Raw genomic sequence first — 21,007 nt, 5'->3', positions numbered from 1 at the left:
TCGCGTCCGGCGGCCGAGTCGGACACAGCATAGCTACACCTACATAGCCACTGCCGACCGTCGCCGAGGTGTGCGCCACGACACACCAACTCTATCGCAACAGGATCGTAATACCCATGTAGTCCGTTACGGAGAGGTATCGGCGGATCCGTGCGCACCCGCGACGACCTGCGCAATTACCGGTCCGGACGTGGCTACCGCCACAGCCGAGAGCAACTCCTGGTGGGTGGCCTCGACCGGGTGGTCAGCAATGATCCCGCTGACGAAACGCCGCCATCGCGAGGCTCCGTCCCCCAGCTTTTGGGGGGTCCGCAGAGCGGTGAAATAGGTCAGATCGCCGTCGAATCGGGCGGGTTCGAGCTCGGTCAGCACCGCCACCGAATGCAGCGCGCCGCGGTACATGCCGACGAATTGCGCGCGCGAGATCGGCGTGTCCCCCGCCAGCGCGGCGTGCAGCGATTCGAGCGCGTCGTCGCCGAGTTCGGCGAGCTGGTCGGGTAGTCGATGCTCGGGTATGCCGAGTTCGGTGAGCACGTGTCGCAACTCGGTCTCGAAATCGGCGAGCGCGGCGCCAGGCAGGCTGTCGAGCATCGTCAGCGACGCCACTGTCTCGCCCTCGGCTTGCAAACGGGTGGCGACGGCCTGGGCGAGCACACCGCCGAGCGACCAGCCGAGCAACTGATAGGGGCCGTGCGGTTGGACGCCACGAATTTCGGCCAGGTAGCGGTCGACGAGTTCTTCCGCCGAGTTGGGCCGGAATCCCGGATCGCTCAGTGCCGGCGACTGAATGCCGACGACGGGCTGATCGTCGGGCAGGTACGGCACGAGGCTCGCGTAGGCCCATGCCAGGCCGGAGACCGGGTGCACGCAGATCAGCGGTGCGCGGGTGCCGCGGCGGGCGATCGGGAGGACCACCGCGAGCGCGGCTTCGAGGTCGGCCGCGGTGGCCGGGCCGTCGCTGATTCTCGTCGCGAGGCCCGTGACGGTCGGATCGGCGAAGAACGCGGCGACGGTGAGTTCGACGCCGGTGTGTTCGCGCAGGTGATGCACTACGCGGGTAGCCAGCAGGGAATTGCCGCCGAGGGCGAAGAAATCGTCGTCGAGGCCGGGGTTTTGCGTGCCGAGGACCTCGGTGAAGACAGCGGCCACGGCTCGCTCGTGATCGGTCTCGGGGGCACGGTAGCGGCGCGGTTCGAGTACCGGTGCCGGAAGGGCGGGTCTGTCGAGTTTGCCGTTCGCGTTCAGCGGGAGATGGTCGAGGACGACGAAGGCCGCCGGGACCATGTACGACGGGAGTACCTGCGCCACCGCGGCTTTGGCGACCACCGCGGTGAGCGTTGCGCCGGGTACGGGTACGACGTAGGCGACGAGACGGTCGCCGAGCTGCGGATCGCTGGCGGCGATGACGGCAGCCTGGGCGATCTGCGGCGCGGCGAGGAGGGCGGCTTCGATCTCGCCGAGTTCGATGCGGAAGCCGCGGATCTTCACCTGGAAGTCGGTGCGGCCGCGGTATTCGAGTTCGCCGTCGGTGGTCCAGGCGACGAGGTCACCGGTGCGGTACATGCGCGCGCCACCGGCGAAGGGGTCGGCGACGAAGCGGTCCGCGGTGAGATCGGGGCGGCTGTAGTACCCACGGGCGAGCTGAGCGCCCGCGAGGTACAGCTCGCCCGCGACACCTGCCGGGACGGGACGCAGCCGGGCGTCGAGAACGTAGACCCGGCTGTTCCATTCGGGTCGGCCGATCGGCACTGTCACGACGTCGTCGGTCGTGACGCGGTGATCGGTGATCGACACCGCGGCTTCGGTGGGGCCGTACAGGTTGTGCAGTGCCGCCGAGTTCGCCGCCAGGAAACGCTGGGCGGTCGCGGCCGGGAGAGCCTCGCCGATCGCGAGGACGCGGCGAAGCGAATTCGGCAGGGCGCCATCGGATTCGATCAGCAGCGCATCGAGCATCGAGGGCACGACGTGCAGCGTCGTCACCGCCTGTTCGGCGAGGACGCGGAGCAGGTAGGCGGGGTCGCGGTGGCCGTCGGGGGCGGCGATCACCAGGCGGCCGCCGCACACCGCGGCCGACCAGAACTCCCAGACCGAGAGGTCGAAGGTGGCGGCGGTCTTCAACAGCACCGAATCGTCGCGGCCGAGGCCGAAAGTGGCTGTTTTCCAGAGCAACTGGTTGACGATCGCGCCGTGCGAGACCGCCACACCCTTCGGCTTGCCGGTCGAGCCGGAGGTGAAGATGAGGTAGGCCGTGCTCTCCGGACGCAGCACACCGATGCGTTCGCTCGCCGTGATCGGCGCGGTCGAGATCGCGGACAGGTCGACCTCGTCGATCACGATCACCGGTGCGGTGACACCACCGATGGCGACTGCCGGCGACAAATCGCTGCCCGTGGGCTCGACTGCCGAGGCTGCGACCGAACCGTCAGCGGAGTGGGCCATCGCATCGGGCGCGGCCGTCGCCGCGCCGGCGGCCTCAGTGCGCGCGAGAAACACACCCTCGCGCGCGGTGGTCAAAATGCAGGCAGGCGCGGCTGTTTCGACGATGTGCGCCACCCGGTCGGTCGGTTGATCGGGGTCGACAGGAACGTAGGCGGCGCCGGCCTGGGTCACCGCGTACATGGCGATGACGAGATCCACGCCGCGGCGCATGGCCAGCGCGACACGGTCCTCGACTCCCACGTCCCGCGTGATCAGGTGCCGTGCGAGCCGGTTCACGCGGGCGGCGAAATCACGGTAGGTGACCTGTGCGCCGTCGGCGTCGACCAGCGCGATGCCGACGGGGTGGGCGGCCGCGGTGTCCGCGAAGAGTGCGGCGAGGGTCGCGGTCGGGCAGGCGTGGCCGGTCGCGTTCCAGTCGTGCAGGATTCGTGCCCGTTCGGCATCGGAGAGCAGTTCGATCTCGTCGACGGGGCGGTGCGGGGAGGCGGCGATCGCGGTGAGGACCCGAGCGAACCGATCCGCGTAGGTTTGGGCGGTCGAGGCGTCGAACAGGTCGGTGGCGTAGGTGAATACGCCGCTGATCCCTTGCGCGGCGCCCGCGCTGTCGTAGGCGTCGGCGACGATCGCGTGTAGGTCGAACTGGGATACCGCGAGATCCACGTCGACGCCCTCGACCGCGGTCTCGCCGAGTTCGAGGCCCGTGCGGCTCAGGTTCTGGAAGGACAGGCCGACCTGGAACAGCGGATGCCGGGCGGTGGAGCGGGCGGGGTTGATCGCCTCCACGAGCCGCTCGAACGGGAGGTCGGCGTTCGCGAACACCTGCAGGTCGGTATCGCGTTGGCGGGCGAGGAGTTCGGTGAACGACTCGCCGGGCTCGAAGGTGGTGCGAAAGACCAGCGTGTTGACGAACATGCCGATCAAGTCGTCGAGCGCGGCCTCGCCGCGACCGGCGACGGGGGTGCCCACCGCCAGATCGCCGGTGCCCGCCAGCCTGGCCAGGGTCACCGCGAGGGCGGTGTGCACAACCATGAACAGGGTCGCGCCGTGTTTGCGCGCCAAAGCCATTAGCGCGCGGTGGGTTTCGGCGTCGACCTCGATCGGGACGCGACCACCGGCGAAGGACTGCACCGCGGGGCGCGGGCGGTCGGCGGGCAGGTCGAGCTGGTCGGGCAGGCCCGCCAGCGCGGCACGCCAGTAGCCGAGCTGGGCCGAGGCCAGCGACCGCGGATCGTCCTCACTGCCGAGCAGGGCCCGCTGCCACAGCGCGTAGTCGGCGTACTGCACGGCCAGCGGCGCCCACTCCGGCGCATTGCCCGCCGAGCGCGCCGCGTAGGCGAGCATGAGATCCCTGGTCAGCGGTGCGAGCGAGGAGCCGTCACCGGCGATGTGGTGCACGACCACGGCGAGCACCGACTCGTCGGCGCCGAGCTCGAACAGCGCGACCCGCAACGGCACCTGGCTGCGCACATCGAAGCCGGACGAACCGAACTCGTGCATGGCGGCGGTCAGCTGGCCGGGGGCGATCGCGCGCACCTCGAGCTGTGTCGTCGCCTCGGTCAGGATCTGCTGGATCGGCCCCTCGTCGGTCTCGGGGTAGATCGTGCGCAGGGTTTCGTGGCGGGCGACCAGGTCGGCCACGGCAGCGCGCAGGGCTTCGCGATCGATGGCGCCGTGCAGCCGCACCGCCATCGGGATGTTGTAGGCGACCGACCCCGGGTCGAATTGGTTGAGGAACCACATCCGCTGCTGGGCCAGTGACAGCGGAATCCGCGCGGGCCGCTCCCCCGCCACCAGCGCGGGACGCGTACCCGCACCGGCGGCTTCGGCGAGGCGCCGGGCCAGTGTTTCCACCGTCGACACCTCGAACAACAGCCGGACCGGGAAGTCGGCATCCAGTGCGGCACCGAGGCGGGCGGCGACCTGGGTGGCCATCAGCGAATTGCCGCCGAGTGCGAAGAAGTCGTCGTCGAGGCCGAGCTGGGTGTCGCCGAGGTCGAGCACCTGGGCGAAGGTGCCGGCCACGATCTGCTCGACCGGTGTTGCGGGAGAGCGGAATTCAGCGTGCTCGAGGATCGGTGACGGGAGCGCCCTTCGGTCGAGTTTGCCGACGGGGGTGAGCGGGATGGTGTCGAGTTCCATCAGCACCGTCGGCACCATGTGCGCGGGCAGGCTGCGTTCGGCGAAGGTGGTGAGCGCGGCGGTATCGACGGTCGCGCCGGGTGCCGCGTGCACATAGGACACCAAAATGGTCGCGCCGCTGTCGAGTTCGTGGCCTATCGTGACAGCGAAGTCGATGCTGTCATGCGCCGAGAGCACCGCGTCGATCTCGCCGAGTTCGATCCGGAAGCCGCGGATCTTCACCTGGAAGTCGTTGCGGCCCACATAGTCCAGTGCGCCATCGGCGGTCCAGCGGACGAGATCACCGGTGCGATAGAGGCGAGATCCGGCGGGGTCGAACGGATTCGCGACGTAGCGCGAGGCGGTGAGGCCGGGGCGGGCATGGTAGCCGCGGGTCAGCTGAGCGCCGGTGATGTAGAGCTCACCGGTGACGCCCGGCGGAACGGGGCCGAGCCGGTCGTCGAGGACGTATTCGGCGACACCGTTGATCGGGCCGCCGATGGTCATCGGGTCGCCCGGTTTCAGCGGCACGCTGATGTTGGTGACGATGGTCGTCTCGGTGGGCCCGTACGCGTTGTGGAATTCGCGCAGTGTGCCGTCGGCGAGTGGAATCGCCCAGCGCCGCAGGAGATCCGGCGGCACGGCCTCACCGCCGACCGCCACCACCCGGAAGTCGTCGAGCCCATCCGGGTCGATCGAGGCCAGCGCGGCCGGGGTGATGAAGGCGTGACTCACCCGCTCCCGCCGCAACAGCGCGGCCAGATCGTCGCCGCCGTACACACTCGGGTCGACGATCACCATCGTGGCGCCGGCGCCGATCGCCAGCAGCAACTCGAGCAGCGAGGCATCGAAGGACGGTGAGGCGAAATGCAGAGTGCGCGAGGCGGCTTCGACGCCATAGTGCCGACGCTGTTCCTCGCTGAACCCGGCGAGCCCGGCCTGGGTCACCGCGACGCCCTTGGGCAGTCCGGTGGAACCGGAGGTGTAGATCAGGTAGGCGAGATCCTCTGCCCGAACCGGACGCACCCGGTCCGCCGACGTGATCGCCGCACCGGAGAGGTCGTCGAAAAGTTGTCCGCCGTCGAGCCCGCCACTCGGCAGGTGTCCACCATCAGGCCGCGCGCCATTGCCGCGCGTGTCGGTCAGCGGCTCTGTGGGTGCGGCTGCTCCGTCGGTTCGCTCGGCGTCGAGCGCGAGCCATTCCACCTGTGCGGGCAGACCATCGGCGACGGCCGCGACAGTCAAGCCGAAGACGGCGCCCGAATCGGTGACCATGTGGACCACGCGGTCCGGGGGGTAGTTCGGGTCGACGGGGACGAAGCCCGCACCGGTTTTGGTGACGGCCCAGACGGCGAGGACCGATTCGATGGAACGTGGGATTCCGACGGCTACCAGGTCGCCCGCGCCGATGCCGCGGCCGATCAGGAAGCGGGCAATGCGGTTGGAGCGCTCGTCGAGTTCGGCGTAGGTGAGCGCCCCGAGGGTCCGGGTGGCATCGGCGAGGACGACCGCGAGCCCATCCGGGTTGGTCTCGACCGCGGTGGCCAGCAGCTGTGCCAACGCGGTGACGCGCGGGCGACGAGTCCGTACCGGTCGGGTTCGTGCCGGTCGTGTCATAGCTGTTCCACCTCACCCATCACCGAAACTTGTTGTCCCGCAGCGGGGCCCCGTGCCGTGAGCACGCGGCTCACGCCACCGGGGCGCGCAGCTCTCCGAGTACGAGCACTACCTCGGCCGCACCCGGATTGCCCGGCGCGGCATCGTCGGCGATCAGGGCCTGCAGGTCGCCGAGCTCGGCGGTGTCGAGCGCCTCGATCCCCGCTCGATCACCGAACAAGTGGGTCACCCATTCCTCGGCCAGCGCCGCCGACGCATCCGCGACGCCGGGCACCAGCACCATCGACGCGCCCGCGACACCTGCGGCCACCGGCTCGACCAGCGCCGTGAAGCTGTCGACGGAGCCATGGCCGAAGGTCCGTGCTTCGAAGGTGAGGTCGGTGTCGGTGCGGACTCGCGCCCCCGCCGTGGCGAGTTCGTCGTAGTTGCAGGTGCGGTCGGCGCCGACGAAGGCCGGGTCCGTGCCACGCAGGGCTCGGGTGCGGTCGGCGTAGGTGACCGGGCGGGCGGATTGGGTCGACAACTCGGTCTTGATCGCCGGGTCGTCGAGGGAGATCCAGTCGACGCCGCCAGGTTCACCGACGGTGATGCCCAGCTTCGCGGCGGGTTCGGTCCGCGATTCGGTGCCGGTCACCGGAACCACGGCCGCGCCCGCCTTGAGGATCGCCCAGACCGCGATGACCCACTCGACGCCGCGCGGAAGGTCGACGGCCACACCGTCTCCCGGGCCGAAGCCGCGACCGATCAGCAGCCGCGACAGGCGCGCGGAGCGGGCGTCGAGCTGCTCGTAGGTCAGCGCGTCGTCGCCCCAGACGAGGGCAGGGCCGTCGGGGTCGTCCTCGGCGGCGGCCGTGAAAGCCTGCGCGAGGGTGGTGCCGCCCGAAGGAGCGCTCGGTGCGGGAGCCTGGGCCGCGCCGGCGAGCAGCCGGGCCCGTTCGGACTCGTCGAGGATGTCGATATCGCCGATCCGGATCTGCGGGTCGGCGGCGACGGCGGTCAGGATGCGAGCGAAACGGGCCCCGATACTGCGCACAGTGGCCTCGTCGAACAGGTCAGTCGCGTAGTTGAACAGGGTCACCAGTTCGTCGGGCTCGCCGGCGGCGGTGAAGCGCGGTTCGACGTCGACCTGCAGGTCGAACTTCGCCGCGACCGCGGTGTCGAGAGCGTTCACGGTGAGACCGGGCAGTTCGAGCGCGGCCGCCTCGTTGTTGCTGAAGGTGAGTGCCACCTGGAACAGCGGGCTCTGCGCACTGCCCCGGCCCGGCGCGACAACCTCGGCGACTCGCTCGAACGGCAGGTCGGCATTGGCGAACGCGCCGAGGTCGGTCTCGCGCGCCACGTCGACGGCCTCGTCGAAGGACGCGGCCGGATCGAGAATGGTGCGCAGCGTCAGGGTGTTGACGAACATGCCGACCAGCTCGTCGAGCGCCCGCTCGCCACGACCGGCGACCGCGGTACCGATGGCGATGTCGGAGGTGCCCGACAACCGGCCGAGCAGCACGGCCAGCGCCGCGTGCACAACCATGAACAGCGACGACTTGTGTTCACGCGCGAGGTTGTTCAGCGCGGTGTGCACGTCGGCGGGCAAGCGCAGCTCGGCGGTGGCGCCGCGCAGGGTCGGCACCGAGGGCCGCGGGCGGTCCTGCGGCAGCTCCAAAAGCGCTGGCACGTCAGCCAACTGATCGCGCCAGTAGTCGAGCTGCGCGGCGGCCAGCGATTCCGGCTGCTCGTCGTCCCCGACAACCGCCCGTTGCCACAGCGCGAAGTCCGCGTACTGCACCTCCAGCGGCGCCCACGCCGGGCTCTGCCGCGCCGCACGCGCGACATAGGCGGTCATCAGATCGCGGGCCAGCGGCGCCAGCGACGCACCGTCGGCCGAAATATGGTGCACCACAACAACAAGCAGCCAGTCGGCCGAAGTCCCGTCGGTGAGCAACCGCGCACGCAGCGGCACCTCACGGGTTACGTCGAAGCCTGTGCCAGCCAATTCGGCCGCCCGAGTGAGGATGTCGGAGGTCGACTCGACCTGAAGCCCGCCGGGCAGCGCCTCGGCCACGGACAGAATTTCCTGGACGGGCATACCATCGGCCACGGCCTCGCCCGGAGCGCCGGCGCGACCGGCGTCGATCCGGGCAACGCCGCCACCGGCCACCGGGAAGAAGGTGCGCAGGGACTCGTGTCGGCCGAGCACGTCGGCAACCGCGGCGTCGAGTGCGGCCACATCGAGTTCGCCGGTGAGGCGGATGGCGAAGGGGATGTTGTAGGAGGCCGAAGTGGGGTCGACCTGGTTGACCACCCACATGCGCTGCTGGGCCAGCGACAGCGGAATGCGTAGCGGGCGTTCGGTGGCGACCAGCGGCGGGCGGGCGGCGGTACCGCTCGCACCGCCGATGCGCGCGGCCAGCGCCGACACTGTGGGCGTCTCGAACAGGTCGCGGATCGCGAGCTGGGCGTCGAGGGCCTCGTTGATACGGGCGATCGCGCGGGTGGCGAGCAGCGAGTTGCCGCCGAGGGCGAAGTAGTCGTCGTCGGCGCCGACCCGGGCCATGCCGAGCAGTTCCGCGAAGACCCCGGCGACGATCTCCTCCGCGGGGGTGGCGGGCGCGCGGAACTCGCCCGCGGTGAAGGCGGGAGCGGGCAGCGCTTTGCGGTCGAGCTTGCCGCTCGGGTTCAGCGGGAAGCTGTCCAGCACTGTCACGACGGTCGGAACCATGTAGGCGGGCAACGATTCCGCGACAGCTGTCCGCAGCGCCGCGGGGTCGGGCTGCTCGCCGGGGCGCGCCACCACATACGCGACCAGATGCTGGCCCGATGCGGTGTCGAGCACCAGTGCCACGGCCTGGCTGATCGCATCCCGCGCGAGCAGCGCGGTCTCGATCTCGCCGAGCTCGATGCGCTGACCACGGAACTTCACCTGGAAGTCGGTGCGGCCCAGGTATTCCAGCGCGGGCTCGGCCGACGATCCACCCCAGCGGACGAGGTCACCGGAGCGGTACATCCGCGCGCCGGGCTCGAAGGGGTTGGCGACGAACCGATCCGCGGTGAGACCGGGGCGGGCGACATAGCCGCGCGCGAGCTGGTCACCGGCCAGGTACAGCTCGCCGACCACTCCGGCGGGCACCGCACGCAGCCGCGAATCCAGCACGTAGACACGGGTATTCCACTCCGGGACACCCATCGGCACCGAACCGCGATCGGAATCGACTGCGGGCCAGCGCGTCACGGTGACGGCGGCCTCGGTAGGTCCGTACAGGTTGTGCACACGCGCCGCGGAAACGCGGGCCACGTCGGCCACTGTCTCGGTGGGCAGCGCCTCACCGGCGGCGAACACCGCACGCAGACTCGGAATCGAGCCTGCGGTGGTGTGCGCGGCGAACACCGAGAGCATCGACGGCACGAAGTCGGTGAGCGTGATGCCCTGCGCCGCGATCGTTTCGGCGAGATACACCGGGTCTCGGTGTCCGTCGTGGGTCGACACGACCAGCTTCGCACCGGTCCGCAGCGGCAGGAAGTAGCCCCACAGCGACACGTCGAACGTGGCGGGCGTCTTCTGCAGGTACACATCCGACGGGCCGATCCCGTACTCGGCGCCCATGTAGACCATCTGGTTGACGATCGCCGCGTGCGATACCGCCACACCCTTGGGCCGCCCGGTGGAACCGGAGGTGAAGATGACATAGGCCGGGTTCGCCGGCAGCACCGGCCGCGACAACTCGAGCGGAGCAGCCGAGAACTCTTCGAGCGCAACGGAATCCACCAGGATCACCGGCACGCCGACCGGCACCTCGACGGCATCGGAGGTGGTGCTCAGGACAGCAGCTGGCGCCGCGGTATCGAGAATGTGCGCGATGCGATCTGCCGGATGGTCCGGATCGATCGGCACATACGCTCCACCAGCGGTGACGATCGCGTACATCCCGACCACCAGGTCCAGCGAACGGCGCATCGCGAGCCCGACCAATGATTCGGGTCCGACACCCTGCGCCACCAGCAACCGCGCGAGCCGGTTGACCCGCTCGTCGAACTCCCGATAGGTTAGCTCGGCACCCTCGTAGGCGACGGCGACAGCGGCGGGGAACTCCGCGACGGCACGCCGATAGCCATCGAGCAGCAGCTCCGGCGCGAGTTCGTGGCGAGTGTCGTTCCACTGCACCAGAATTCGATCCAGCTCGGCGGGCTCCAAGAGCTCGATCGCACCGAGCGGCCGAGCCGGGGCGGCAACGATCGCCGCCAGCAGCCGCTGGAACCGGTCGGCGAATCCGGCGATGGTGTCGGCGTCGAACAGGTCGGTCGCGTAGGTGAGCCCGACCGCGATGCCGTGCGGGGCACCGTGGCGATCGGTGTCCTCCACCATCTCGAACTGCAGGTCGAACTTGGCGAACGGCATGGTCAGCTCGACGCCGGAGACGGTCATCCCGGGCAGCTCGAGGGCCGTGCGCGCCATGTTCTGGAAGGCGAGCATCACCTGGAACAGCGGGTGCCGCGCGGTCGAACGGGCCGGGTCGAGCAGCTCGACCAACCGCTCGAACGGCACGTCGGCGTGGCCGAAGGCGGCCACATCGACCGCCCGGGTCCGGGAGAGCAACTCTTCGAAGCTCGCCGCGGGGTCGACCTCGGTGCGCAACACGAGCGTGTTGACGAACATGCCGATCAGATCGTCGAGCGCGGCGTCACCGCGTCCCGCGACCGGCGTGCCGATGGCGATATCGGTACTGCCGGACAGCCTGGCCAGCAGCGCCGACAGCGCGGCATGCACAACCATGAACAAGGTCGAATTGTGGGTGCGCGCAAGCTGATCCAGCCCCGCGTGCACCTCGGCCGGAATGCGGAAGTCCAGGCTCGCACCACGGTAGGAGGCAGTAGCGGGCCGCGGCCGGTCGATGGGCAGCTCGAGCTGATCGGGCACCCCGGCGAGCTGGGTGCGCCAGAACTCGATCTGCTGGGCCAGGATCGACTCCGGGTCGTCCTCGGTACCGAGCACCGCACGCTGCCAGAGCGTGAAATCGGCGTACTGGACAGCCAAGGCTGGCCAGCCGGGCGCAGAACCCGCGCTGCGCTGCACGTAGGCCGTCATCAGATCGCGGGTGAGTGGACCCATCGACACACCGTCACCGGCGATGTGGTGCATCACGCAGACCAGCACATGCTCGGTCGCGCTCAGCCGCAGCAGCCGCAACCGCAGCGGCGGGGCCACGGTGACATCGAAGCCCGCACCGGCGGTCTCGGTGACCAGGGCGGCGATCGCGTCCTCGCCGATGTCGTCCACCGCGAGCGCGGGCACAGCGCGCGGGTCCGACAGCGGCAGCACGAGCTGCGTGCCGACCCCGTCGACCGGCGGATACATCGTGCGCAGCACCTCGTGGCGGGCCACCAGATCGGTGACCGCGACGCGCAACGCCTCGACATCCAACACACCCGACAGGCGCACCGCGATCGGCATGTTGTTCACGGCGCTGGCCGGATCGAACTGGTTGAGGAACCACATCCGCTGCTGGGCGAACGACAGCGGGATCGAATCGGGGCGCTGCTGGGCGACCAGCTCCTGGCCCGAACCGGTGCCGATATGGCGTTCGACGCGTTCGGCCAGCCCGGAAACGGTGCTGACCTCGAACAGCACCTGCACCGGAATCCTGGTGTCGAGCGCGGCGCCGATGCGCGTGGCGGCCTGGGCGGCCAGCAGCGAGTTGCCGCCGAGCTCGAAGAAGTCGTCGTCGGCGCCGACCCGGATCTCTTCCGGCGCACCGGCGGTCAGCAGTTCGGCGAAGACGTCCGCCACCACCTGCTGCACCGGGGTGACGGGCGCACGGAACTCGCGGACCGCGAAAACAGGTTCCGGCAAGGCCTTTCGATCCAGCTTGCCCACCGGCGTCAGCGGGATCCGGTCCAGGACCATGATCGCGGCCGGAATCATGTAGCCGGGCAACGATTCCGCGAGGAACGCGTCGAGCGCGGCCACATCCACGGGGGCGCCGGCACGTGGCATCACATACGAAACCAGTGCTGTCACACCGGAAGGCAGGGTCTTGCCGAGGGTGGCCGCGAAGTCGATATCGGGGTGCGCGGTGAGCGCGTTGTCGATCTCACCGAGCTCGATCCGGAAGCCGCGGATCTTCACCTGGAAGTCCGAGCGCCCCATGTACTCGATGACGCCGTCACCGGATTCGCTGCGCCGCACCAGGTCTCCGGTGCGGTACAAGCGGGCGTTCGCGTCACCGGATTCGGCACCGAAGGGGCTGGCGACGAAACGCTCCGCGGTCAGCGCGGGGCGGTTCAGATAGCCCTGCGCCAGCGCGGGACCCGACAGATACAACTCACCGATCACACCCGAGGGCACCGGCCGCAGCCGGGAATCCAGCACGAACGCGCCGACACCGGCGATCGCGGCACCGATCGTCACCGGCGCGGCCGGATCCATCGGCGCGGTGCTGGTGGCGAGAATGGTGGCCTCGGTGGGGCCGTAACCGTTGTAGAACTCCCGCTCGCCGACGGCCCAGCGCCCGACCAGTTCCGGACCGAACTTGTCACCCGCGACGACCACTACCTGGAGATCGTCCAGATCGGCCGGGTCGACCGATTCCAGCGCACCCGGAGTGATGAGCATGTGCGAAACCTGTTCGCGGCGCAGCAGATCCGCGAGTTCGAAGCCACCGAACACCCCGGGCGGCGCGATCACCAGGGTGGCGCCCGCGGAGAAGGTGAGCAGCAGTTCGAGCACCGACACGTCGAAGTTCGGCGAGCACACGTGCAGCACACGCGAGTCGGCGGCGACGCGGTAGTGCGCGCGCTCGGCGGCGACCAGACCGGCCAGACCGGTGTGGGTCACCACGACGCCCTTCGGCTTGCCGGTGGAGCCCGAGGTGTAGATGACGTAGGCCGGGTGCCGCTCATCGAGGGTGCGGATCCGGTCGGTGTAGGAGATCGGGTGCGCGGGCTCGGCCGCGATCCGGGTGGCCGTCTCGGCGTCGTCGAGCTCGAGCCAGGTCAGGGCCGTACCGAGGATCTCGCGATGGGTGGCGGTGGTGAGCCCGAGGACCGCGCCGGAATCGGACACGATGTGCGCGATGCGGTCGGCCGGGTAGTTCGGGTCGACCGGGACGTAGGCGGCGCCGGTCTTGGCGATCGCCCACACGGCCAGCACGGATTCGATCGAGCGGGCGATACCGATGGCGACCACGTCGCCGGGGCCGATGCCGCGGGCGATCAGCGCACGGGCCAGCTGCGAGGACTGCTGGTCGAACTCGGAGTAGGTGAGCTGACGCTGATCGGCGGGGTCACCGGACGGGTTGAACCGAACCGCGACCCGATCGGCGGCCGATTCGACGGCCCCCGTCAGCAACTGCCCGAATGTCGGACTGCTCGACCGGCGACGGCGGTTACCGCGGGCAGAACGACGGGCAGTTTCCATTCGAGTTCATTCACCTCTCACATCGAGCCTGCCCGTGCGGCTGCCGCATCGTGCAGATCGAGCCATCATATAGACCGACGACATAATGTCCGAGTCGTGTGCCCCCAGTGCTCGGGGCCAAGAGGACTATCGGCCCGGCCCAGGAACGTGTTGCCCCCACCAACAGCAAAGTGACGGGGCTCATAAGAGCCACCGTCACTCACTAACGCTGTCAGAGCAAACCGCGAACCCCGACCCTTAGGGAGGGGCGCCGCGCAGCGGCGGTTCGCGGCCTTCCCGTCGATCAGGCGCCGTTGCGTAGGCGACGAAGGAGCAAGCAACGGTGCCTGATCGACGGGACACCCGTGGCCGCGAACTCGAGCGCGCCAGCGCTCCAGATAATCAGTGCGCGGAAGGGCCCCACTCGAGCGGGACACCCTTGGAGGCGAGGTACGGAATCGGGTCCATCTTGCCGCCGCCCTGATCCCAGATCTCGAGGTGCAGGTGCGGGCCGGTGGACTGGCCGCGGTTGCCGACGGTCGCGATGACCTGGCCCGCGTTGACCCGCTGGCCCTCGCTGACCAGCATCTCGTTGACGTGGCCGTAGACGCCGGTGGTGCCGTCGTCGTGCAGCACGCGCACCCACAGGCCGAAGCCCGACGCCGGGCCCGCCTCGATGACGGTGCCGCTGGACACGGACTTGATCGGGGCGCCGATCGAGTCGGCGAAGTCGAGGCCGTAGTGCATGGCACCCCAGCGGGCGCCGAAGCCGGAGCTGATCGGACCCGCGACCGGGCGGGTGGCCTGCGGCGGCGCGACCTGATGCTGAATGCCCTGCAGGATGTCCTCGACCTGGCCGAGCGGGCCGGAGATCTCGGGGGGCAGGTTGCCGATGCCGAAGGGCGCGGCCACGGGGGCGGCGATCGGCGCGGCGACCGCGTCTACCGGCGCCGGAGTCTCGACGTGCGCGGAGACCTGCTGCGCGGCGACGAGGTCGACGTCCTGGCGGGCGGACTCGGGAACGACCGATTCCTCGACGCTGTCGTCGTGGGTCGGCAGCAGCGGCGCGGCGAAAGCCAGGGCGGGGGCGATCTGGGCGGTGACGCCGACCAGGGCGCCCGCGGCGACCGCGGCACTCGCGGCGACTCGCACCCGATCGGTGCGCGAGGCCTCGGCGCGGTGCCTGCTCCTGCTCGGGCTCCGGCCATCCGCGTGCGCAAGCAGGTCCTGCACGGAGATGGATTCGGGACCCACACGGTGCTGCGACAAGATCTCGTCCTAGCGTCCGACAACAAGGAAACGAAACCGGTCTGCGACCGGCCCGGAGACCACCTGGGTGTTCTCCACTGCCGAACTATGTGTAACGGTTCGGCATACGTTGTGACGGGAACACTACCCGGCCGTGACCATTCCGCAACCTTGCGTTGCGAAGTCGCAGGTAGATGGCGTGTCACACAGTAACGATCACCGTGTCGAACCCATCACACGCGCCGTCAGGTGGCCTGAACACGGCCTCGACCGACCACACTCGACCCATGGTGATCGAGACCTTGACCGTCCCCATCGTCGCCGCGCCCATGGCAGGCGGCCCGTCCACACCCGAACTGGTGGTCGCCGTCGCGGCCGCGGGCGGGTTCGGCCAGCTCGCCGCCGGCTACCTCGGCACCGAGGCGCTCGCAGCGCAGATCGAGGCGACGCGAGCGGCCACCACAGCGCCGTTCGGCGTGAACCTGTTCGCACCGGGAGCAGTGGCCGATCCGTCCGCGTACGCGACCTACCTCGCCGAACTCGGCGCCGAATTCCCACTCGGCACCCCCGAACACGACACCGACGGCTGGGCCGACAAGCTCGATCTCCTGGTCGCCGATCCGGTGGCGGTGGTCTCGACGACCTTCGGCTGCCCCACCGCGGTGGAGGTGGACCGGCTGCACGCGGTCGGTTCGGAGGTGTGGGTGACGGTCACCTCCCCCGACGAGGCACTGATCGCCGTCGACGCGGGCGCCGACGTGTTGATCGCCCAGGGTGCCGAGGCGGGCGGGCACCGCGCGAGCTTCCTCGACGACCCCGCCGGCGATCCGATCGACCCACCCGGCCTGCTGACCCTGATCCAGCTGCTCACCGCCGTCACCTCCCGCCCGCTCGTCGCGACGGGTGGGATCGCGACGGGTGCGGGCGTGGCCGGCGTGCTGGCGGCCGGGGCATCGGCGGCGCAGATCGGGACCGCGCTGCTGCGCTGCCCGGAGGCGGGCACCAATGCCGTGCACCGCGGCGCGATCGGGACGCCGGAACCGACGATGCTCACGCGCGCCTTCACCGGACGCCGCGCTCGCGGGATCCGCAACCGTTTCCTCGTCGAACACACCGCCGACGCGCCGGCCGCCTACCCCGAAATCCATTACGCCACCGCCCCGTTGCGGGCCGCCGCGCGCGCGGGTGGCAACACCGACGAAGTGAATCTGTGGGCGGGGCAAGCTCATTCGCTGAGCACCGGGCAACCGGCAGGCGAACTCGTCGCCGACCTGGCCTCGGACGCGAAAAGCGCACTCCGAAAAGCACTTTCGGAACGAATCCAGGGTTATTGACAACCGATTTCGTTTAGACTCGACCTGGCATCGCATCCCGCCGACCACCCCCAAGCAGGAGGAGAGCGCCATGTCCCTCGATGTTCCCGCCGCACTACTCGAACGCGCCGAGCAGGGCGATATCGACGACGCCGAATTCGTCGAATGTGTCCGTACCTCATTGCCTTACGCATGGGAGGTGGTGAGCCGGGTCGCGGACGACCTGCGCACCGGCACCGACGAATACGCCGACAACCGGGTACCGCCGCCGGACGAGGTGGCCCGCGGCCAGCTGCTGCGTGCCCTGGCCTCCGACGCCATTCGCGGTGGCCTGGAACGGCACTTCGGTGTGAAGCTGGCTTTTCAGAACTGCCATCGGGTCGCGGCGTTCCCGCTGTCGGCCGTCGGCGGGGAGACCTACACCCGCTACATCAGCCCCCGCGCCCAGCTCTTGAACCAGAGCCCCGAGCTCCGGAACTGCTGAGTTCTTGGCGGCTGGCGCCGCGGTTCGCGGCCCTTCGGGCCCCGATTCTTCCCTCCCGGCGGGCACTCCTTCGTCGCACCCTCTGGTCAGTCCAGAATCGGGCGGGCCGCGAATAACGTAGCTCGCAGTACAAAAGGGCGGGCGTGGAAGCGATTCCACGCCCGCCTTTCGCTGTCTTACACCGTGACTACGTCCAGTTCGCCCTCGGCGTACTGGGCGCGCAGACGCTTCTTGTCGAACTTGCCGACGCTGGTCTTCGGGACCTCGGCGATGAAGGTCCAGCGCTCGGGCAGCTGCCACTTGGCGAACTTGTCGGCCAGGTAGTCGCGCAGTTCGGCGGCCTCGGCAGCGGCGCCTTCGGCGAGCACGATGGCGACCAGCGGGCGCTCGTCCCACTTCTCGTCCGGCACGCCGATGACCGCGGCCTCGGCGACGGCCGCGTGGCCCATCACCGCGTTCTCCAGGTCCACCGAGGAGATCCACTCGCCACCGGACTTGATGACGTCCTTGGAGCGGTCGACCAGGGTGAGGTAGCCGTTGGGGCTGATCTTGCCGACATCGCCGGTACGCAGCCACCCGTCGTCGAACTTGTCCGGGTCGATGTCAGCGCCGGTGGGCGAGTAGTAGGAGCCGGTGATCCACGCGCCGCGGACCTCGAGCTCGCCGAGCGACTCACCGTCGTTCGGGACGACCTTGCCGTCGTCGCCGACGAGCCGGGCCTCGACGTTGGCCGGGAAACGACCCTGGGTGTAGCGGTAGGTCCAGGCCTCTTCGCCCTCGACGCCGGCGGGCGGGTGCCCGACGCTGCCCAGCGGGGAGGTCTCGGTCATGCCCCACGCGTGCAGGATGCGCACGCCGTGCTTCTCCTCGAAGGCGCGCATCATCGCGGGCGGCACCGCGGAGCCACCGACTACCGCGGTGCGCAGGTGCGAAATGTCCTGCGGTGCCGCCGAAAGCGCGGCAAGCACGCCACCCCAGATGGTGGGCACGGCGGCGGCGAAGGTCGGCTTCTCGGCGGCCATCATCTCCAGCAGCGGGCCGGGCTGCAGGAAACGGTCCGGCATCAGCACGTTGGCGCCCGACATCAGCGCCGCGTACGGCAGGCCCCACGCGTTGGCGTGGAACAGCGGCACGATCGCCAGCACGTAGTCCGAGCCCTGGAAACCCATGCCGTTGGGCGAGTTCACCTGCATGGCGTGCAGCCAGTTGGAGCGGTGCGAGTAGACGACGCCCTTCGGGTCGCCGGTGGTGCCGGAGGTGTAACACATCGCGGCGGCGGAGCGTTCGTCGACGACCGGGAAGTCGAAGTCGGCGGACTGGGCGTCGAGCAGCTCGCGGTACGAGTGCACGGCGACACCCTCGGGCGCGGTGAGCGCGGCGGCATCACCGTTGACGACGATCACGTGCTTCACGGTCTTCAGGTTCGGCAGGTACTGCGCGAACAGCGGCAGCAGCGTGCCGTCGACGAGCACGACCTTGTCCTCGGCGTGATTGGCGACGAACACCAACTGCTCGGGGAAGAGCCGGATGTTGAGCGCGTGCAGCACCGCGCCCATCGCGGGCACCGCGATGTAAGCGACCATGTGCTCGTTGTTGTTCCACATGAAGGTGCCGACGCGGTCACCTTCTTCGATGCCGAGACCACGCAGCGCGTTGGCCAGCCGAGCCGAATCGGCGCCCAGCTCGCGGTAGGTCATGGTGCGAACACCGTCACCGGTCCACGTGGACACTGTCGAATCGCCCTGGAAAGTAGCGGCATAGTTGAGCAGTTTGGCCAGCGAGAGCTGGTCGTCCTGCATGGTGCTCAGCATCGGTGCTCCTTCAAGTCCCTGCCGTGGCATGAGCCACGTCACAACGGATGCTACCGAAAGGTTTGAGGCTCGCAATCGTTTCCTCCGACAACATTCCTGCAGGTCGAATCGTCATCGCGAACCAGGCGGCTCCGCGTGCGGCGGCTGACCATCAGGACCGCTATGGTGCGACGGCACGCCAGGACCGGCGTGTTCGGCGTTGTGTACCGCGTCCACGACCAGGCTGCGGACGTGATCGTTGTCGAGGCTGTAGTAGATGGTGGTCCCCTCGCGACGGGTGCGCACGAGCCGCGCCATGCGCAATTTCGCCAGGTGCTGGGACACCGAGGGGCCCGGCTTGCCGACTCGGCTCGCCAATTCGTTCACCGAGAGTTCTTCCTCGGCCAGCGCCCAGAGGACCTGGACCCTGGTCGGGTCGGCCAGCATCCGGAACACCTCGACCACCAACCCCACCTGGTCCTCGGCAAGGGGCGAACGAGCATCTGCGTTCATACGCAGATAATAGAGCCGCGAGTGTTCGCCTCGCCACAGTCGGCGATGTGAACGGCAGTTACTGTGACGAGCATGGCTGTTGACCGGATGCTGCCCACCGACGAGGCGCGCGACCTGATCGAACTGACCCGCGATATCGCCGACAAGGTGCTGGAGCCGAGGGTCGCCGAGAGCGAGAAGACCGGCGTCTTTCCCGACGGCGTTTTCCCCGCGCTCGGTGCGGCCGGGCTGCTGAGCCTGCCTTACCCGGAGGAATTCGGTGGTGGCGCGCAGCCCTATGAGGTGTACCTGCAGGTGCTCGAGGAGATCGCGAGCCGTTGGGCGGCTGTCGCTGTCGCCGTGAGCGTGCACGGTCTGTCGTGCCATCCGCTGTTCACCTACGGCACCGACGAACAGAAGCAGCAGTGGCTCGAGGGCATGCTGTCGGGCGAAACGATCGGCGCCTACAGCCTTTCCGAAGCGCACGCCGGTTCCGACGCGGCCGCGCTGCGCTGCCGGGCCACCCCCGTCGACGGCGGCTACAACCTCAACGGCACCAAGGCCTGGATCACCAACGGCGGTCGCGCCGACTTCTACACGCTGTTCGCCCGCACCGGCGAGGGTTCGCGTGGCATCTCCTGCTTCCTGGTCCCCGCGGACACCGAGGGCCTGAGCTTCGGCAAGCCCGAGGAGAAGATGGGCCTGCGCGGCATCCCCACCACCACCGCCGCCTACGACGATGCCTTCCTGCCCACCGAGCGTCGCATCGGCGAAGAGGGACAGGGACTTTCGATCGCGTTCAGCGCGCTCGACGCGGGCCGCCTCGGCATTGCCGCCGTCGCGACCGGTGTCGCCCAGCGCGCCCTCGACGAAGCGGTCGCCTACGCCAAGGAGCGAGAAGCCTTCGGCCGCAAGATCATCGACCACCAGGGCCTCGGCTTCGTCCTCGCCGACATGGCCGCCGCCGTCGACACCGCCCGCGCCACCTACCTCGACGCCGCCCGCCGCCGCGACGCGGGCCTGCCGTATTCGCGCCAGGCCTCGGTCGCCAAACTGGTCGCCACCGACGCGGCCATGAAGGTGACCACCGACGCGGTCCAGGTCTTCGGCGGCTACGGCTACACCCAGGACTTCCCCGTCGAGCGCTACATGCGCGAAGCGAAAGTCATGCAGATCTTCGAAGGAACGAACCAGATCCAGCGCCTGGTCATCGCCCGCCACCTCGCCGGTAGCTAATAGGCAACGCGCTGATCAACGCCGGTCAATGCGTTTGGGCAACCGATCAGTAAACTGGATGACATCTCGACACCTCGACGAAATGAGGCGCGCGATGCTCTGGTGGTTGATCGTGATCGTGGTTGTGTGCGTCGTTGCTCTGTTGTACCTGCGTGCCGAACAGAACAAGCGGAACGCGCGCGAGCTCGAGGAGGCGCAGGCCGACGCGAGGGTGACGATCGAGCGACTCGGCGGGCAGGTCTACCAGCTCTCACCCCGCAACGAAGCCGCCCGCCAGGCCCTGGCCGACGCCTCCGAGCGATACAACGCCGCAGGCGGCCAGATCGACCGCGCGGGCTCCCCCACCCAAGCCCGGCTCGCCAAGCAATCCGCACTGGAAGGCCTCTACTACATCCGGGCCGCCCGAATCGCGATGGACATGGACCCCGGCCCCCCGATCCCCGCCATCGACGGCCAGGACATCGCCGGTCAGGTCGACGAACAGCGCACCGTCGCCCACAACGGCCGCGCCATCACCGCCTCCCCCGCCCCCTCCGCCGGCACCCCGAACTACTTCCCCGGCGGCCGCGTGGCAGGCCGCCCCGTCCCCGCGGGCTGGTACTCCGAGCCCTGGTGGAAGCCCGCACTGATCGCCGGAGCCTGGGGTGCGGGTTCGGCCCTGCTGTTCACGACGCTGTTCGCCGGAATGGGCGGGGTCGGCTACGACGCGCAGGCGTTCGAGGACGGTACCGGCGAAGCTGCCATTGATCCCGGCTATGACCAGGGCGGATTCGACCAAGGCGACAGCGGCACCGATTTCGGCGGCAGCGACGGTTACGACAGCGGGAGCGGCTTCGACAGCGGCGGCGGCGGTTTCGACGCCTTCTGACCCCAAGCCCACAGGCCT

The 21,007-nt window shown here is 69.3% G+C and carries 9 protein-coding genes; 4 read left to right on the top strand and 5 right to left on the bottom strand.

Annotation, left to right across the window (positions count from 1 at the left end):
- Window positions 1-126: 126 nt before the first annotated feature.
- The 3 genes from ACQHI0_RS32150 to ACQHI0_RS32140 all read right to left on the bottom strand — a co-directional run bounded on the left by ACQHI0_RS32150 (window position 127) and on the right by ACQHI0_RS32140 (window position 14,827).
- A complete protein-coding gene (locus tag ACQHI0_RS32150) occupies window positions 127-6,174 on the bottom strand; it encodes an amino acid adenylation domain-containing protein (RefSeq protein WP_427905470.1) in 6,048 nt (2,015 codons plus the stop codon).
- A gap of 70 nt (window positions 6,175-6,244) precedes the next feature.
- The gene (locus ACQHI0_RS32145) at window positions 6,245-13,579 is read right to left on the bottom strand and encodes an amino acid adenylation domain-containing protein (RefSeq protein ID WP_427905469.1); all 7,335 of its coding nucleotides are present in this window, start codon (window positions 13,577-13,579) and stop codon (window positions 6,245-6,247) included.
- A gap of 381 nt (window positions 13,580-13,960) precedes the next feature.
- Window positions 13,961-14,827 carry a M23 family metallopeptidase gene (locus ACQHI0_RS32140; protein ID WP_427905468.1) on the bottom strand — a complete coding sequence of 289 codons (867 nt, stop codon included), beginning with the start codon at window positions 14,825-14,827 and terminating at the stop codon, window positions 13,961-13,963.
- Window positions 14,828-15,093: 266 nt separating this feature from the next.
- Here ACQHI0_RS32140 and ACQHI0_RS32135 point away from each other — a divergent pair, with 266 nt between their 5' ends.
- Entirely contained in the window at window positions 15,094-16,140 is a 1,047-nt protein-coding gene (locus ACQHI0_RS32135; protein WP_427905467.1) for an NAD(P)H-dependent flavin oxidoreductase, read from the top strand.
- A 70-nt stretch (window positions 16,141-16,210) separates the two neighbouring features.
- Entirely contained in the window at window positions 16,211-16,603 is a 393-nt protein-coding gene (locus ACQHI0_RS32130) for an SCO5389 family protein (RefSeq protein ID WP_062982488.1), read from the top strand.
- 176 nt (window positions 16,604-16,779) lie between these two features.
- Here ACQHI0_RS32130 and ACQHI0_RS32125 read toward each other — a convergent pair whose 3' ends face one another.
- Together ACQHI0_RS32125 and ACQHI0_RS32120 are read right to left on the bottom strand one after the other, a co-directional pair.
- Window positions 16,780-18,414 carry a long-chain fatty acid--CoA ligase gene (locus ACQHI0_RS32125; RefSeq protein WP_427905466.1) on the bottom strand — a complete coding sequence of 545 codons (1,635 nt, stop codon included), beginning with the start codon at window positions 18,412-18,414 and terminating at the stop codon, window positions 16,780-16,782.
- Window positions 18,415-18,525: 111 nt separating this feature from the next.
- Window positions 18,526-18,906, bottom strand: a complete 381-nt coding sequence (locus tag ACQHI0_RS32120; protein ID WP_427905465.1) for an ArsR/SmtB family transcription factor — start codon at window positions 18,904-18,906, stop codon at window positions 18,526-18,528.
- A 72-nt stretch (window positions 18,907-18,978) separates the two neighbouring features.
- Between ACQHI0_RS32120 and ACQHI0_RS32115 the strand changes: the two genes are divergently transcribed.
- Complete coding sequence (locus ACQHI0_RS32115) at window positions 18,979-20,121, top strand: acyl-CoA dehydrogenase family protein (RefSeq protein ID WP_427905464.1); 1,143 nt, start codon at window positions 18,979-18,981, stop codon at window positions 20,119-20,121.
- A 94-nt stretch (window positions 20,122-20,215) separates the two neighbouring features.
- Entirely contained in the window at window positions 20,216-20,989 is a 774-nt protein-coding gene (locus tag ACQHI0_RS32110; RefSeq protein WP_427905463.1) for a DUF1542 domain-containing protein, read from the top strand.
- Window positions 20,990-21,007: the final 18 nt, after the last annotated feature.

It is taken from the genome of Nocardia sp. FBN12 (assembly GCF_050320175.1).
Lineage (GTDB): Bacteria > Actinomycetota > Actinomycetes > Mycobacteriales > Mycobacteriaceae > Nocardia.
This window is presented reverse-complemented; position numbering and strand designations above follow the sequence as displayed.